The sequence below is a fragment of the Pseudomyxococcus flavus genome (assembly GCF_050038885.1).
GTDB classification, from domain to species: Bacteria; Myxococcota; Myxococcia; order Myxococcales; family Myxococcaceae; genus Myxococcus; species Myxococcus flavus.
The window spans coordinates 5,608,386-5,622,420 of the sequence record NZ_CP143624.1; the positions used below are offsets into that span (position 1 = coordinate 5,608,386).

10 protein-coding genes are annotated in these 14,035 nt (G+C 69.8%); 2 read left to right on the forward strand and 8 right to left on the reverse strand.

Annotated features, from left to right (window positions below):
* Positions 1-19: 19 nt before the first annotated feature.
* Genes gvpA through hsp20 form a run of 5 tightly spaced genes read right to left on the reverse strand, consistent with a single transcriptional unit; the run spans position 20 to position 4,511 of the window.
* Positions 20-244, reverse strand: coding sequence for a gas vesicle structural protein GvpA (gene gvpA, locus VZL07_RS23380; RefSeq protein ID WP_426749826.1), 225 nt, complete (start codon positions 242-244; stop codon positions 20-22).
* Positions 245-251: 7 nt separating this feature from the next.
* Complete coding sequence (locus VZL07_RS23385) at positions 252-1,019, reverse strand: GvpL/GvpF family gas vesicle protein (RefSeq protein ID WP_426749827.1); 768 nt, start codon at positions 1,017-1,019, stop codon at positions 252-254.
* Positions 1,016-1,858 carry a GvpL/GvpF family gas vesicle protein gene (locus tag VZL07_RS23390; protein ID WP_426749828.1) on the reverse strand — a complete coding sequence of 281 codons (843 nt, stop codon included), beginning with the start codon at positions 1,856-1,858 and terminating at the stop codon, positions 1,016-1,018. Before VZL07_RS23390 ends, VZL07_RS23385 begins: the two co-directional genes overlap by 4 nt.
* Complete coding sequence (locus tag VZL07_RS23395) at positions 1,855-3,990, reverse strand: CDC48 family AAA ATPase (RefSeq protein ID WP_426749829.1); 2,136 nt, start codon at positions 3,988-3,990, stop codon at positions 1,855-1,857. Before VZL07_RS23395 ends, VZL07_RS23390 begins: the two co-directional genes overlap by 4 nt.
* The gene (hsp20, locus tag VZL07_RS23400) at positions 3,987-4,511 is read right to left on the reverse strand and encodes an archaeal heat shock protein Hsp20 (protein ID WP_426749830.1); all 525 of its coding nucleotides are present in this window, start codon (positions 4,509-4,511) and stop codon (positions 3,987-3,989) included. The genes VZL07_RS23395 and hsp20 overlap by 4 nt, the downstream gene beginning before the upstream one ends.
* A gap of 333 nt (positions 4,512-4,844) precedes the next feature.
* Here hsp20 and VZL07_RS23405 point away from each other — a divergent pair, with 333 nt between their 5' ends.
* Entirely contained in the window at positions 4,845-6,095 is a 1,251-nt protein-coding gene (locus tag VZL07_RS23405) for a PDZ domain-containing protein (protein ID WP_426749831.1), read from the forward strand.
* 214 nt (positions 6,096-6,309) lie between these two features.
* On the opposite strand, the gene VZL07_RS23410 is transcribed toward VZL07_RS23405, so the two are convergent.
* Together VZL07_RS23410 and VZL07_RS23415 are read right to left on the reverse strand one after the other, a co-directional pair.
* Entirely contained in the window at positions 6,310-7,236 is a 927-nt protein-coding gene (locus VZL07_RS23410) for a hypothetical protein (protein ID WP_426749832.1), read from the reverse strand.
* 486 nt (positions 7,237-7,722) lie between these two features.
* Positions 7,723-8,637: a LysR family transcriptional regulator gene (locus VZL07_RS23415; RefSeq protein WP_426749833.1), complete on the reverse strand. Its 915-nt coding sequence runs from the start codon at positions 8,635-8,637 to the stop codon at positions 7,723-7,725.
* A gap of 124 nt (positions 8,638-8,761) precedes the next feature.
* Here VZL07_RS23415 and VZL07_RS23420 point away from each other — a divergent pair, with 124 nt between their 5' ends.
* On the forward strand, positions 8,762-9,946 hold the full coding sequence (locus tag VZL07_RS23420; protein WP_426749834.1) for an MFS transporter: 1,185 nt from the start codon (positions 8,762-8,764) through the stop codon (positions 9,944-9,946).
* A gap of 270 nt (positions 9,947-10,216) precedes the next feature.
* On the opposite strand, the gene hrpA is transcribed toward VZL07_RS23420, so the two are convergent.
* Complete coding sequence (gene hrpA, locus VZL07_RS23425; RefSeq protein WP_426749835.1) at positions 10,217-13,927, reverse strand: ATP-dependent RNA helicase HrpA; 3,711 nt, start codon at positions 13,925-13,927, stop codon at positions 10,217-10,219.
* Positions 13,928-14,035 lie beyond the last annotated feature (108 nt).

The window sequence follows — 14,035 nt, forward strand, 5'->3', positions numbered from 1 at the left end:
GTCCTGTTCAGGTCGAGATTCAGACCGCGGCAGGCGCAGCCGCAGCGGCGGTGAGGCCGATGGCGTCGGCGTACTTGAGGTAGGTCTCGACCGAAGCGATCACGACGCGTGCCTCGATGGAGAGCACCTCGATGCCGACCAGCGAGACCTTTACCCAGGCATCGACCACGATGCCCTTGTCCAGGATCCGGTCGATGACGTCGGCCGTCGAGGAGTTCCCGGTCGAAGTTGAGACATTTGCCATGACGTATTCATCCTTTCTCTTGGAAGCGCTCCAGCTCGGCGAGGGCTGCGACGGCAGGCTTTGCCAGGTCTGCCACGAAGCCGTAGGGGGGCCACGGGCCGCTGCACATCACCTTGCCGGGGCAGTCTTTCTGGAAGCGAAGGAAGGCTTGCCGGAACTCGGCGAGCTTTGGGCGCTCCACCAGGAAGGCCATGGAGAGCAGCTGCCCGTCTGGGCGAGCGGCATGGTCCCAGGTGCAGCGGACGAACAGCCCGGAGAAGGCCGCCTGCGCCCGCTCCGCCATGCGCCGGGTAGCGCGGTCCACACGTGTCTGCTGCGCGTAGAAGCGACGCCGGTTGTCCAGGTAGGCCCGTCCGCGGGCCTGGGTGTCCGCCTCGGTGGGCGCCCCTTTCTGCTCCGGGGGCTCGGCCACGTCCGACGCCTGGAACAGGATGCGCAGACCCATCTCGTCACAGCCCTCCACCTGGGCCAGCGCGTCCGAGAACTGCCGCTCGTAGCGGTGCAGGAACTCCACCACCTGTTCGGGGTGGTGGACGAAGCAGCCGTAGCGCATGGGCAACACCGCCAGTCGGCGGTGCAGCTGCTCCACCACCCGGGCGTACTCCAGCGCCTGCTCGATGCCGGCCGAGGAGGCCAGCTCCTCGGCCACCGGCGAGATGGCCGCGGCCAGGTTGCCGTGCTTCAACGCCCTCAGCGGCGCTTGGTTCAGCCCCGGCGGCAGCGCTTCCTTCGCTGCCTGCCGTGCGTCCAGGATGCCGTACATGATGGACTTCACGGCCGCTCCTCCAGACTGGGGCAGAAGCTGTAGGGAGGCCAGGGGCCGGTCGCTTCCACCGTCAACCCCTGCGGCTGGTACCGGGCCGCGAGCTGCTGCACGCGCTGGGTGAACCGCTGCACCTGCCCGGAGTGCACCAGGAACGCGGAGTTCAGCACCATGTCGTCCTTCCGGCCCGAGAGCCCGCGATCCGCCAGGCGCAGGGGTTTCACCGAGATGGCCTCCGGGGCGAGCTCCTCCCGGATGTGGGCCGCCAGGCGCTGTCCCTCGTTGCGGCTGCGCTCGTCGAGCTCGCGCTGCAGCTTCTTCTCGTGGAAGTAGCGCGCGCCGGGAGTCTCGGGGAGGCGCTGGAGGCGCTGGCGGAACTCGGGCGCTTGCTCCAGATGCGCGCGCAGGCGCTGGGCGTTGGCGTAGACCTTGACTGCCCATTCCTCCTTGTCGGCGATGTCGTCGAGGAAGCTGGAGATCTGCTGCCGGTGGGCGTCGACCACCTCGGACAGCGCTCGCGGTGAGGAGAAGATCGCCCCGAAGCTCACCGGGAGCACCGGCGAGGACTGCATCACCTCCTCGAGCACGCGCTCGTGCCTGACGGCCCGGGGGGCCACCCACTCCAGGTCCTGGGTGTGGTCCGCGCCCTCCGGCCCCAGGAACTCCTCCATCGAGAGAGGACTGTAGATGGCGGCAAGTTTCCCCAGCTTCAGCGTCCGCACGTCGGCGGCGCCGCTGACACCGGGAACGGAGAAGCGCTCCACCGCCCCTGCCCGCGTGAAGCCATAGACGTACAGTGCCTGCTGGCCCTTGCGGCGCCTCTGCACCTCGGGATGGGCGTGGGCTCTCATGGCCGGCGTGCCTCCTTGTGCCCACGGATCGCCCTGAGCAGGCTCTCGGAGGTGATGACGAGGCGCTTTCCCTTGCCGCTGATGACGTGACGCACGGCATCCCAGGCGGCCTGGTTGCACACGGCCTGGATGTCGGCGCCGGAGAAGGACTCGCTGCGTGCAGCGAGCACGTCCAGGTGGAGGTCCTTCTCCACCGGCTTGTCGCGCAGGTGGACCTGGAAGATGTCGCGCCGCGCCTCGCGGTCCGGCAGCGGCACGTCGACGAGCAGGTCGAAGCGTCCCGGGCGCAGCAGCGCAGGGTCGAGCAGGTCCGCGCGGTTGGTGGCCGCGAGCACCAGCACGCCGGTCAGCTCCTCGATGCCATCCATCTCGGACAGGAACTGGCTGACGACCCTCTCTGTGACGCGCTCGTCCATCCCCCCGGCGGAGCGCGTCGGCACGAGCGAGTCGAGCTCGTCGAAGAAGATGATGCAGGGGGCCGCCTGACGGGCCTTCTGGAAGGTCTCGCGCACCCCCCTCTCGGACTCCCCCACGAACTTGCTGAGCAGCGCCGGGCCCTTGACCGAGATGAAGTTGACCTGGCTCTCGTGGGCGGCGGCCTTGGCCATCAGCGTCTTGCCGCAGCCGGGAGGGCCGCTCAGCAGCACGCCCTTGGGGGGGCGGACCCTGGCCCGCGCGAACTCCTCGGGGTACCGGAGCGGCCATTCCACCGCCTCGATGAGCCGCTGCTTGAGCTGCCCCAGTCCGCCCACGTCCTTCCAGCCGACGTCCGGGGTCTCCACGAACACCTCGCGGATCGCCGAGGGCCCCACCTCGTGCAGCGCCGACTGGAAGTCGGCCATCGTCACCTGGACCTGCATCAGCTCGTCATAGGGAATCTCGGCCGAGGCGAAGTCGATGTGGGGAATCAGCCGGCGCAGGCAGGTCATCGCCGCCTCGCGGCACAGGGCCTGGAGGTCCGCGCCCACGAAGCCATGCGTCACGGCCGCCAGATGGTCCAGGTCCACGTCCCCCGCCAGCGGCATGCCCCGGCTGTGGATGGCGAGGACCTCCTTGCGCGCCGTGCGGTCCGGGATGGAGATGGCGATCTCGCGGTCGAACCGCCCCGGGCGACGCAGCGCCGGGTCCAGCACGTTGGGGATGTTGGTGGCCGCCAGCACGATGACGTGCCGGCGTTGGGCCAGGCCGTCCATCAGCGACAGCAGCTGCGCCACCACGCGCTTCTCCACCTCGCCCTGCACGTTCTCGCGCCGGGGAGCGATGGCGTCTATCTCGTCCACGAAGATGATGGCCGGGGCCCTGCGCTGGGCCTCGTCGAAGATCTGCCGGAGGTGGGCCTCACTCTCTCCGTAGAACTTGTGCATGATTTCCGGGCCGGTGATGGTGAAGAACGCCGCCGCCGTCTCGTTGGCCACCGCCCGGGCGATCAGCGTCTTGCCGCAGCCCGGAGGGCCATACAGCAGCACCCCCTTGGGGGCGTCGATCCCGAGCCGCTCGAACACCTCCGGATACCGCAGCGGCAGCTCCACGATCTCGCGGATGCGGCCCAGCTCCCGCTTCAGCCCACCCACGTCCTCGTAGCTGACAGCGCGCGCCCGCTCGTGCGTCACCTTCTCCTTCTGCGGCGCCTTGGCGACCTCCAGCAGGGTGTTGGGGTGAATCACCACCGCCCCCACGGGAGTGGTCTCGACGACGCGGAAGTCGGCCGTGCGGCTGCCGAACAGCAGCGCCCGGACCCGGTCTCCCTTCACCACCGGCAGTCCGTCCAGCAGCGTGCCGATGTAGGCCAGGTCGCGCTGCGCGGGGGTGAACTCCAGGGGCGCCAGCACGACCTTCTCGGCGTGTCGGGCCGGGGCCAGGGTCAGCTTCACCGGCTCGTCCAGCTGCACCCCGGTGTTGGCCCGGGTCACACCGTCAATCTGCAGGATTCCGCGCCCCCGGGCGTCCGGGTAGGAGGGCATCACCTTGGCCGCGCTGCGGCGCTTGCCGGACAGCGTGACGATGTCGCCGATATGCGCCCCCAGCCGCTGCATGTCGGCGGGGTCCATGCGGGCGAGGCCTCGGCCCAGGTCCTTGCCGAGGGCCTCGGCGGCACGCAGCGTCTGCGTATGTTCCCGTGTCGCGACGGTCACGAGCGGCTCTCCTCCTGGGCGGTGAGGCGGATCTCGAGGACGCCGTTGCGGCAGCGGGTGTGCATCTGCCGGCGGGTGAAGCGCCTGGGGAGCAGGACCTCCTTGTGGTACTTGAGCGCCCCGTGCTCGGCATGCAGGGTCAGGATGTCTTCGCGGAGCTCCAGCGTGATGTCCTTGCGGTCGACACCTGGCAGCTCGGCCACCACCAGCACGCCCGGCCCCTCCTCGAAGACATCCACGAGGGGCTCGCGGATGGGGTGGACGACCGCCTTGCCGGTCTGGTGATCCTGGCGGATGTTCCCGAAGGGCTCCACGCGCGGAATGCCGCTCGGTTGACCGGGTGCGCCTCCTCCGATCCGCACGTTGAAGCCATAGACGCCCCTGAGCCTCTTGTCGGAGGCTCCGAACTCTCCGGAGCGTTGGAGCTGTTCGCCCTTCTCCGCGAGCTCCGCCAGTTTCGTGACAAGGGTGGTGATTCCTTCGAGGAACCCTCCACCGCTGATGCCCGTCTTCTCTGCCATTGCTTCACCTGTCGTGATTCAAAGCTCTGGCATCCCCCTCTCCATGCCCAGCGGCAAGACGCGAAGGTGGGGATTCCGCCCGCCCCATGCCCAGAGAGGAGCGGCACGGATAGGGGCCGGCTGGTGATGCCTGGTCGGCGGGTATCGGCGCATCGCCTGAGGCGGGCTCGTCAGGCGTGGCGACCCCCTGCCCATCGCCTGGGAGGTGGCAGGTCGACCTGGAAGGAGCGGGGCCGCCTCACTTCCCTGAACTTCGCCGCCTGTCGTGTCTACGTTCACCACGGACAACGCATGCGCGACCGGCACGCGTGTGCGTCAGCGGTGTGAGCACCCATGGCCTCGGTCAAAGGAATTGCGAACGGCGGGAACACGCGCAAGCGCGTCCAGCAAGAGACGCTCCCCCAGGATGTACAGGCGCAGCGCGAGGCGCTCATCGCCAACTTCGCGCAGTCCGGAGCGAGGCTCCTCACGGTCGCGGCCAGGCGGTTGCCGACCGTGCTGACGCAGCCCGTGCTCGAGGGGGGAAGCCGCGTTCTCCAGGACACCACCCTCTATCTCCAGGAAGCGTCGATGGAGGAGTGGCTCCGCGCCGCTCAGAAAAAGCTGAAGGAGAGGCCGGGGAGCTCCATCCTCGGGCTGCTGGGCATTGGACTGCTCGCCGGGCGGCTGCTCCGTAAGATGGCGGAGAAGGGGGGCAAGAAGGGAGGGGCCGAGGCCTTCCGAGAAGGATTGCGCGAGAGCATGTTCCTGGCGACCCATGGTGGAGTGGGGCGGCCCCCAGCCGCAGCACGTCAGCGGTTGCTGAGGGGGGAAGCGGGGGGAGCGCCGACGCCGGGAGGTGTGGCCGAGGGCTTCAAGGAGCGATTGCGCGAAGGCATGTCGACGGCGACCCAGGGTGGTGGAGTGGGGCGGCCCCCGGCCGCGGCGCGCCTGCGCCTGCAGAAGGCTGGAGGGCCGAAGCAGGAGGCGCCACGCAAGCGCGACGTGAAGGAGAGAGCGCCGCGAGCGCCCGCGGTGAGGGCGAAGGAAGTGGCGCGAGACGTCGCCGAGGGCGCCCAGGATGCAACACGCGCCTTCGACGAGGTCGCCAAGAGCGCCCAAGGTGCAACACGCGCGTTCGCAGAGGCGACCCGGGGCGCAGCGCGCGAGGGCGGTAAGGTTGCGAGCGGCGCGCGCAAGGCGATGAAGGACACAACGCGCGAGGTCGCTCGAGGGGCAGCGAAGCCAGGGGGGAAGAAGTCGCCGCCCAGCACCGAGGCCACGTCCACGAAGGCGCCCGCACACGAGTCGAGCGGCTACCTCGGTATGGGGGCCTTCCCCGTCCGGCTGCCGGAGCGGCTTGCGAAGGCCCATGGCACCCGGAGCGGCCTCAAGGTCGCGAGCGTGGAGCCGGAGGGCCCGGCCGAGGAGGCGGGGCTGCATCCGGGTGACACGCTGCTCACGCTCGAGGGGCAGCCACTGCGAGAGGTGGATGACCTGCTCGCGCAGCTGCCTCCGGAACGGGTGGGCCAGACCGTGCACGCCAAGGTGCTGCGCGCCGGGGCTGCCAGGGACATCGACCTCACCGTTGGCGCGCACCCCTGAGCCGGGTGTGGCGCGTGCTGGACTCGGAAGGTGCGTGGCCATGGAGCCCGGTGGAGGCGGCGCTCAAAGCTACGCGCCCGTGGCCGTGCACTGGGGCGCCCAATCTGAAGCTGGCGGCTGGCTGGGCTGCTCTTGGCTGGCCGGGCCGATGCGCTCGCCCGTCTGTGCGCACTGCCGGATGCGGACTCGATGACCCCATCGCGGGCGATGAAGCTCAGTCCCCTCCGAGCGCGGCCCTGAGCTCCTGATAGGTCGGGGCGAGTGCCCGGAGCGTCATCGCCGCGGCCCGGTCGTGGCCGGTGACGAGCGGATGCTGAATCGACCCGATCAGCTGTGCCTGCTTCGTCAAGATTGACGCCGCAGCGGGATGGCCGACGCGCTGCAGGCACCTCGCGGCGTCCGCGAGGCGCCGCGCGCCGACTCGGATCGCGAAGTGGATGAGGTGGCCGCGCAGCCCGTCGTCGCAGCCGGCTTCGATGCGTGCCGCGAGCGCCATCGCCGCATCCTCGTTGCCGACCGTGGCTGGCGCGACGTTGTGGCAGGCGTCCGGGCGCAGCCAGTCGAGCGCACGGGGGATGACTGCGCGGACGGCCGTCGCCGGGTCGACCCGCGCCACCTGCGTGAAGTTCGTCCGCATCGTAAACGGCCTGGCGTAGTCGATGGTGTCCGCCTGCCAGGCGAGGGTGAAGTCGGCCAGCGGCAAGCGTGCGTATGGATATCCCTGCGGATCATGCATCGTCACGTGCCCATCATCGATGCCGAGCACGACGATGTAATGGTCCGCGCCGATTGGTCCCGTCTTGCCGGGCTGGTGCCGCAGGTAGCCCATCTCGACCGGACCGACCATCACCGGACCGCGAGCAAGGCATGAGGCGAGGCAGTCCAGCGCTGAGGAAGCACTCTGCCCGTACATGGTATCCGCTCGCCATCCCAGGGCCGCCAGTGCGTCCTCGATGCCAATCTCGGGGTTCCAACCATAGGGGTCGAAAAATGGCAGCACGCCACCGGTCAGTTGCATGCCGAAGGGGCTGCCCGTCACCGTCTCGATGATGCCGACGTCGGGGGCAACATCGTCACCGAGCATCATGGCCAGGGAGTTCGAATAGCAGTACGGACCGGAGCCGAAGTAGGGGATGTCCATAGACCGGCCATGGTTCCCCTATTGCGCTGATTTCACCAGCCACAGCCGTTGCGAGCCAGCTAAAGGGCCACCTCCACCCGCTGCTCCGGCACGGGTGGGCGCACTGCCAGGGCCCGTTCCAGGTCTACGCCCAGCGCCGCCGCGGCCGGCGGATAGCGCTCCCGCGGCCGGTTCCCCACAGGCATAGGCGGGCGTCCCGGTCAGCTGTGGCCAGAGTGCACAGCGCAAGGCTGGTACGCCCCGGGGCCGCCTCGCCGCACCCTCAAGGAGCAACTGCTCTTGGGGCGCACCTTCGCCACCGTGGAGGAATTGTGGCGGGCCTGCTGGTCAGCGCCCACCGTCACAGCTCGCGCTGGCTGCTTGAGCGCCACAAATTCCTCTCGTCGAGTGAGGCCCGGTAAGAGTTGATGCAGTCGAAGCAGGCGGCCTGATTACGGCCAACCCGGTGTCTCAACAATCCGGTGCGGTACATGCCTTTCAATCCGCTCACCGCAGGGCGTCGGCCAGATAGTCGACGAACACCCTGACCCGCGCAGGCAAGTTGGCGCCGCCGACAAAGACGGCGTGGACGTTCTCCACGTCGCCCGGATTGTAGCGCTCCAGCAGCGGAACCAAGCGGCCCGAGCGTAGCTCTTCTGCGACGCTGAAGGCGCCGACCCGCGTCACCCCCACACCGGCCGCAGCCAACTGGCCCAGCGTCTCGCCGTTATTGGCTTCGATGCAGCCCTTCACGCACAGACTGTATTCGCGCCCGTCGCGCACGAAGGGCCAGACCGCTTCGGCCCGGCGAAAATTGAAGTTCAGGCAGTTGTGGTGGTGCAGGTCTTCGGGAACCATCGGCGTCCCGCGCCGGGCCAGATAGTCGGGCGAAGCCACAATCACGCGCCGATTTTCGCCGAGCTTGCGCGCGGTCAAACCGCTGTCCGCAAGCGGGCCGAAGCGAATGCCGACGTCCGCCTGACCCGCTGCAATATCGACCACCCTATCTGTCAAGTTGATGTCTACCAGGATGTGCGGGTATCGCGCCGCGAAGTCGCCCAGCAGGGGGACCACGCACAGGCGCCCATGCGCAAGGGAGGCGCTCACCCTCAACCGCCCGCGCGGCGCGCCCCGGTCGGCGATGGCCTGCTCAGCGTCGTCCAACTCCGTCAGGATGCGCCGCGCCGCACCGAGATAGGCTTGCCCCTCGGGCGTCAGGGTCAGGGCCCGGGTCGTGCGCAGCATCAGTCGTACTCCCAGCCGCGCCTCGATGCGGTCGATCGTCCGGCTGACGGCCGATGGGGTCAGGTTCAGGTCACGCCCGGCCGCCGAGAAGCTGCCGGTCGCCGCCACGGCCGAAAAGATGGCCATCTCTCGCGCCCGATCCGCGCCGCCCGGCTGAACCTGCACCTTTGCGTTCATCTCAAGAATCCTTGGCTTTGAAGGGCTCTAACGCGCCCGCGACGGCCCAGCCATCTTTGCGTGCTCAGAACAACGCACCCCGTCGCGAACCGTCGCTGCGGGGGGCAGAGAAAGGTTCCTGCGGATGAAGCCCAACCCCCCTCTTCTCGCCCTGGCGGTCGGCGCCTTCGGCATCGGCGTCACGGAGTTCGCGCCCATGGGCATGCTGCCTGTGATCGCCGACGACCTCGGCGTCTCCATCCCCGCGGCGGGGCTGCTGGTCAGCGCCTACGCCTTCGGGGTGCTGGTCGGCGCGCCGGTGATGACCTTGACGACCGGTCGCGTGCCGCGCCGGACCCTGCTGGTCGGCCTGATGGGCATTTTCACCCTGGGCAATCTGCTGTCGGCGCTCGCGCCGGAGTACTGGACCTTGATGGCGGCCCGGGTGGTGACGTCGTTCAACCACGGCGCCTTCTTCGGTGTGGGCGCCATCGTCGCGGCCAGCGTGGTCGCGCCGAACAGGCGGGCGGGCGCTGTCGCGGCCATGTTCATGGGGCTGACCGTTGCCAACATCACCGGCGTTCCCCTGGCCTCCTGGGCAGGCGAGAGCCTGGGCTGGCGCGCCTCCTTCTGGGGCATCGCGGGGCTGGGCGCCCTGGCGATGGTTGCGCTCCGCCTGACCCTGCCGCACGGCCGGGTCGAGCCCTCCGCCGACAGCGGCGTCATGAAGGCCGAATTGGCGGTGCTCAGGCGCGGCCCTGTCCTGGCCGCCCTGGCCCTGACCGTTATCGGCTCCAGCGCCATGTTCACCGTCTTCACCTACATCGCTCCAATTCTGAAGGAGCAAACCTTGGCCTCGGCCGGCTTCGTCACCGCCATGCTGGTGACCTATGGCCTGGGGCTGACGATCGGCAACTGGCTGGGAGGGCGCTTCGCCGACAGGTCGGTGGACCGTACCTTGATGGTCTCCCTGGCGTGCCTCGCCACACTGCTGGTCGTCTTCGCCGGGGTCATGCCGTGGCAGGCGCCCGCCGCCGTGGTGATTTTCCTCTGGGGTGTGGCGAGCTTCGCCTTGGTGCCGCCGCTGCAGATGCGAGTGATGACCGCCGCCAGTGACGCGCCGAACCTGGCTTCGGCCATGAACATCGGGGCCTTCAACCTGGGCAACGCCATTGGCGCGGCCCTCGGTGGGGCCGTCATCGGCCTCAACCTCAGCTATCCGGCCGTGGCTTTGGCCGGGGCGGCGATGGCTGGAGCGGGCCTCATCCTGGTCTTGTTGCTGGTTCGCCGCGAGGCCCGCGTGGTCGCGACGCTCCCGGCGCGCTGCTAGGAGCCTGTCGCGGTAATCGTGACGGGGCCTCGCCTGGCAGGGGCTGAGGGGCCTCAATGCCCTCCATGAGCACGAAGTACCGCCCCTGGAATGTGCAGCAGGACTCCCTGCTGCCGCCGTCGCTGAGGAGTGGGCGCTCATCTGCGCCACCCGCAACCTCCTTGAGCTCTTCCACGCAACGGCCGCGGAGCGACCGGCTGCGCCTCAATCCGGCGGCAAGCTCTCTGCCTCGTCCGCGCTCGCCTCCTGGCTCATGACCGCCACAGGCTCCTAGCGCAGCGCCGAGAGGGCCGCGCCGACCTTCGCCACCGTCACCGACACGGGCGTCGTCACCTCCGGAGCGAAGATGGCCACTCGGAGCTCCTCGAAGGCCCACCGCAGCTCCTGCGCGGCCTCCTGGTCACGCACGGTGGCACGCCTGGCGAGGAAGGTCTCCCACAGGGGGGTGAAGGGCGCGGCCTTCCCTGCGTCCTTGCCGGGGTTCGCCACCGCACGCGCCAGCCGTGCCTGGGCCGCGCGGAGATAGCGCGGGTAGTGCAGCAGGCGCACGAAGGGGATCCACTCGATGAGCTTCGCGGGGAACAGATGCTCGAGCTGCGCGCGGATGTCCCGCACGGCCGCCGCGCCGCTCGGCCCCCTGGATGCTGCCTTGAGTGCAGCGAGCGTCTTGGCGAGCTCCGAGGAGGTGACAACGACGGCGTTCGCCCAGTCCCGGGCCGCCTGCTCGATGCGCGGTGAGCCCTCTCGGAGCAGCGCCTCGAAGGCCGCCTTCGTGCGGGGCAGCGGCGCGCCCGGTGCGAGCTTGAACGCATCGTCGACGCCGCGTGCGAGGACGAGCGCCCGGAAGGCGTCGGCCTGGCCCCGCGCGGGCGGCGCGCCGTCCAGAGAAGGGAAGGGAGGCGGCATGCGCGCGGCGCTGACGGCCACGTGCCCCCGCGCGGCGAGCATCAGGAGCCGGCGGACCCCCGTGCGCGTGGCCGTGTCTGCGGCGGAGGAGGTCTCGAGCAGCACCAGGTCCACGGTGGCGCCCCGGTCGACGAGCGCGGGATGGCTGCGGACCTCGAGGTTGCCGACCCGCCGGGTGACCACGGAGGGCAGCTCGCCGAAGGTCCAGGCCGTCAGTCCCTTGCGCTCCCAGTCCGAAGCCGGTGCCGCGCTGCGCAGCGCCGCCCGTGCATGTCCCCCGTGCTGCTTGAGCAGCGCGTCGACGTCGCGGCCCCGCGCGAGCTCCTTTCCCCGCTCGTCGAGTACCCGGAGCGTGATGCGCAGGTACGGCACCACGGCATCCGCCCGGAAGGACTCATCGGTCACCTCCACGCCGCACAGGCGGGATACCGCACGCGCGAGCGCTGGAATCAGCGGCCCGCGGAAGGGCACCAGTTCTTTTTCGAGACGGTCGACCAGTTCCGGCAACGGCCCCAGCTGCTTGCGCTGGGCGCGGGGGAGCTGCTCGAGCAGGGCGGTGAGTTTCTCCCGCTGCCACCCGGGGATGGTCCAGTCGAGCTCACCCGGGACCAACTGCGCGAGCAGCAGCAGCGGCACGCTCAGGGTGATGCCGTCGTCCTCGGCCGCGGGGTCGAAGGTGTACGTCACCGGCACGGACGCGCCATGCAGCTTGATGGCATCCGGGTAGTGCGCCGGGGACAGGCCCGGGTCGTGCGAGAGGGCATCCTCCATCGAGAGGACGAGCACGTCGGGGTCGGCCGCCTCGGCCTTGCGACGCCAGACCTCGAAGCCCGCTCCGTCCGTCACGTCCGCCGGGACGCGCTTGTCGAAGAAGGTCAGCATCGCCTCGCTGTCGAGCAGCTCGCTGCGCCGGGCCTTGTCCCGCAGGCGCGCCACGCGCTCGAGCACCTGGCGGTTCTTCTCCTGGAACGCCCCCCGGGTGCGGTACTCGCCCCGCACCAGGGCATGCTCGAGGAACATCAGCCGTGCTTCGGCGGGGTCCCTGCTGGCCAGGGGCACGGGGCGCTCCCTGAAGACGGTGAGCCCGAAGAGGGTCGCGTTCTCCTTCACGATGGCGCGCGCGGACTTCTCCGACCAGTGCGGCTCGGAGTAGCTGCGCTTGAGCAGGTGGGGGGCCGCCGCGGCGAGCCACTCCGGGTCGAGCTTCGCCACGGTGCGCGCGAAAAGCTGGGACGTCTCCACGAGCTCGAACGCCATCACCCAGGCAGGGGGCTTCTTCGCGAGCGCCGACGAGGGGTGAATCATGAAGCGCGTCTGCTTCGCGCCCGTGTAGTGGCGCTGCTCCGGATTCCACTGGCCGATGCGGGACAGGAGCCCGGTGAGGAGCGCCTGGTGCAGGGCGTCCCCGCGCGCCGGGGCGCCCCGGCCCTTGCGCGGCAGGCGCAGCTCGCGGACGGTCTCCTCGAGCTGGCGCTGGACGTCCCGCCACTCGCGCACCCGCAGGAAGGACAGGAAGTTGTCCCGGCACACGCGCCGAAGATGGGACGTCCCCCGGCCCTCGGCCTCGCGCACGAACGCCCACAGCTTGAGGAGCCCCGTGAAGTCCGAGTGCTCGTCACGGAAGCGCGCGTGCAACGCGTCCGCCTTCTGCGCGAGCTCCCGTGGCCGCTCGCGCGGGTCCTGCAGGTTGAGCGCCGCGGCGACGATGAGCACCTCGTCCAGGCACCCGTACTCGGCGCCGGCGAGAATCATCCGCGCGATGCGCGGGTCCACCGGGAAGCGCGCGAGCTGGTGCCCGAGTGGCGTCAAGGTGCGCTCCTTGCCCTCGATGGCCCCGAGCTCCTCGAGCACCCGCCAGCCCTCGGCGATGGCCTTGGGCTGGGGCGGGTCGAGGAAGGGGAAGTCCTCGACGTCACCGAGGCCGAGGGACTTCATCCGCAGGATGACCCCCGCGAGCCCGGTGCGCTTGATTTCCGGGTCGGTGAAGGCGGGCCGCGTGGTGAAGCTCACCTCGTCGTAGAGGCGCACGCAGATTCCCTCGCGCACGCGGCCGCAGCGCCCCTTGCGCTGGTCGGCGCTGGCCTGGGAGACCGGCTCGATATGCAGGCGCGTGGTGCCCGAGCGTGGCTCGTAACGCGACAGGCGCGCCACCCCCGTGTCCACGACGTACACAATCCCCGGGATGGTGACCGACGTCTCCGCGACGTTGGTGGCGAGGATGACCCGGCGCTCGGGGATGGTGGCGAAGACACGCGACTGCTCGGCGGCCGACAGGCGCGCATACAGGGGCTGCACCACCGTGCCGCGAAGCTCGCGCGCGTTCAGGGCATTCTCGGCCTCGCGGATTTCCCGCTCCCCTGGGAGGAACACGAGGACGTCCCCGTCGGGGTCGAGCGAGAGCACGTTCGCCACCGCATCGGCGACGGCGTCGGCGAGCTCGGCGTCCTCGGGGGGCGGCTCGTAGAGCACGTCCACCGGGAAGGTACGGCCCTCCACCTGGATGACCGGAGCCCCCCCGAAGAACTGCGAGAAGCGCTCGGTCTCGATGGTGGCCGAGCTCACCACCACCTTGAGGTCGGGGCGCCTGGGGAGGATGCGCTTGAGCCACCCGAGCAGGAAGTCGATGGTGAGGCTGCGCTCGTGGGCCTCGTCGAGCACGATGGTGTCGTAGCGGCGCAGGAGCGGGTCGCTGTGAATCTGCGCGAGCAGGACCCCGTCGGTCATGAACTTCACGGCCGTCTGCCGGGACGAGCGGTCCTCGAAGCGAATCTGGTAGCCGACGTCCGTGCCCAGCTCCGTGCCGAGCTCGCGTGCCACGCGCGCCGCCACGCTCGTCGCGGCGATACGCCGGGGCTGGGTGACGCCAATCTGGCGCGGGCGGCCGCGCCCCATGGCGAGCAGGATTTTCGGCAGCTGCGTCGTCTTCCCGGAGCCGGTGGCCCCCGCGACAATGACCACCTGATGGGCGGTGATGGCCGCGGTGATGTCCTCCACCCGGCTCGAGATGGGGAGCTCGGGGGGAAAGTGCAGGGTGGGCAAGCCGCCGGAGGTGGGGGCAGGTGAGTCGCCGGACATGGCAGCATGGCCTATCACTGAAGCGTACGCTCCGCCCCTGCCGAATCGTGTGGGCGCCTGCTCGCCCAGCATTCCTGGAGGGAAACTCCCCGCACGCCAATACGCGCC

Coding starts and splice junctions, on each gene's coding strand:
- gvpA (WP_426749826.1), bottom strand. CDS start 244: ATGGCAAATGTCTCAACTTCGACCGGGAACTCCTCGACGGCCGACGTC.
- VZL07_RS23410 (WP_426749832.1), bottom strand. CDS start 7,236: ATGGACATCCCCTACTTCGGCTCCGGTCCGTACTGCTATTCGAACTCC.
- VZL07_RS23415 (WP_426749833.1), bottom strand. CDS start 8,637: ATGAACGCAAAGGTGCAGGTTCAGCCGGGCGGCGCGGATCGGGCGCGA.
- hrpA (WP_426749835.1), bottom strand. CDS start 13,927: ATGTCCGGCGACTCACCTGCCCCCACCTCCGGCGGCTTGCCCACCCTG.
- VZL07_RS23405 (WP_426749831.1), top strand. CDS start 4,845: ATGGCCTCGGTCAAAGGAATTGCGAACGGCGGGAACACGCGCAAGCGC.
- VZL07_RS23390 (WP_426749828.1), bottom strand. CDS start 1,858: ATGAGAGCCCACGCCCATCCCGAGGTGCAGAGGCGCCGCAAGGGCCAG.
- hsp20 (WP_426749830.1), bottom strand. CDS start 4,511: ATGGCAGAGAAGACGGGCATCAGCGGTGGAGGGTTCCTCGAAGGAATC.
- VZL07_RS23420 (WP_426749834.1), top strand. CDS start 8,762: ATGAAGCCCAACCCCCCTCTTCTCGCCCTGGCGGTCGGCGCCTTCGGC.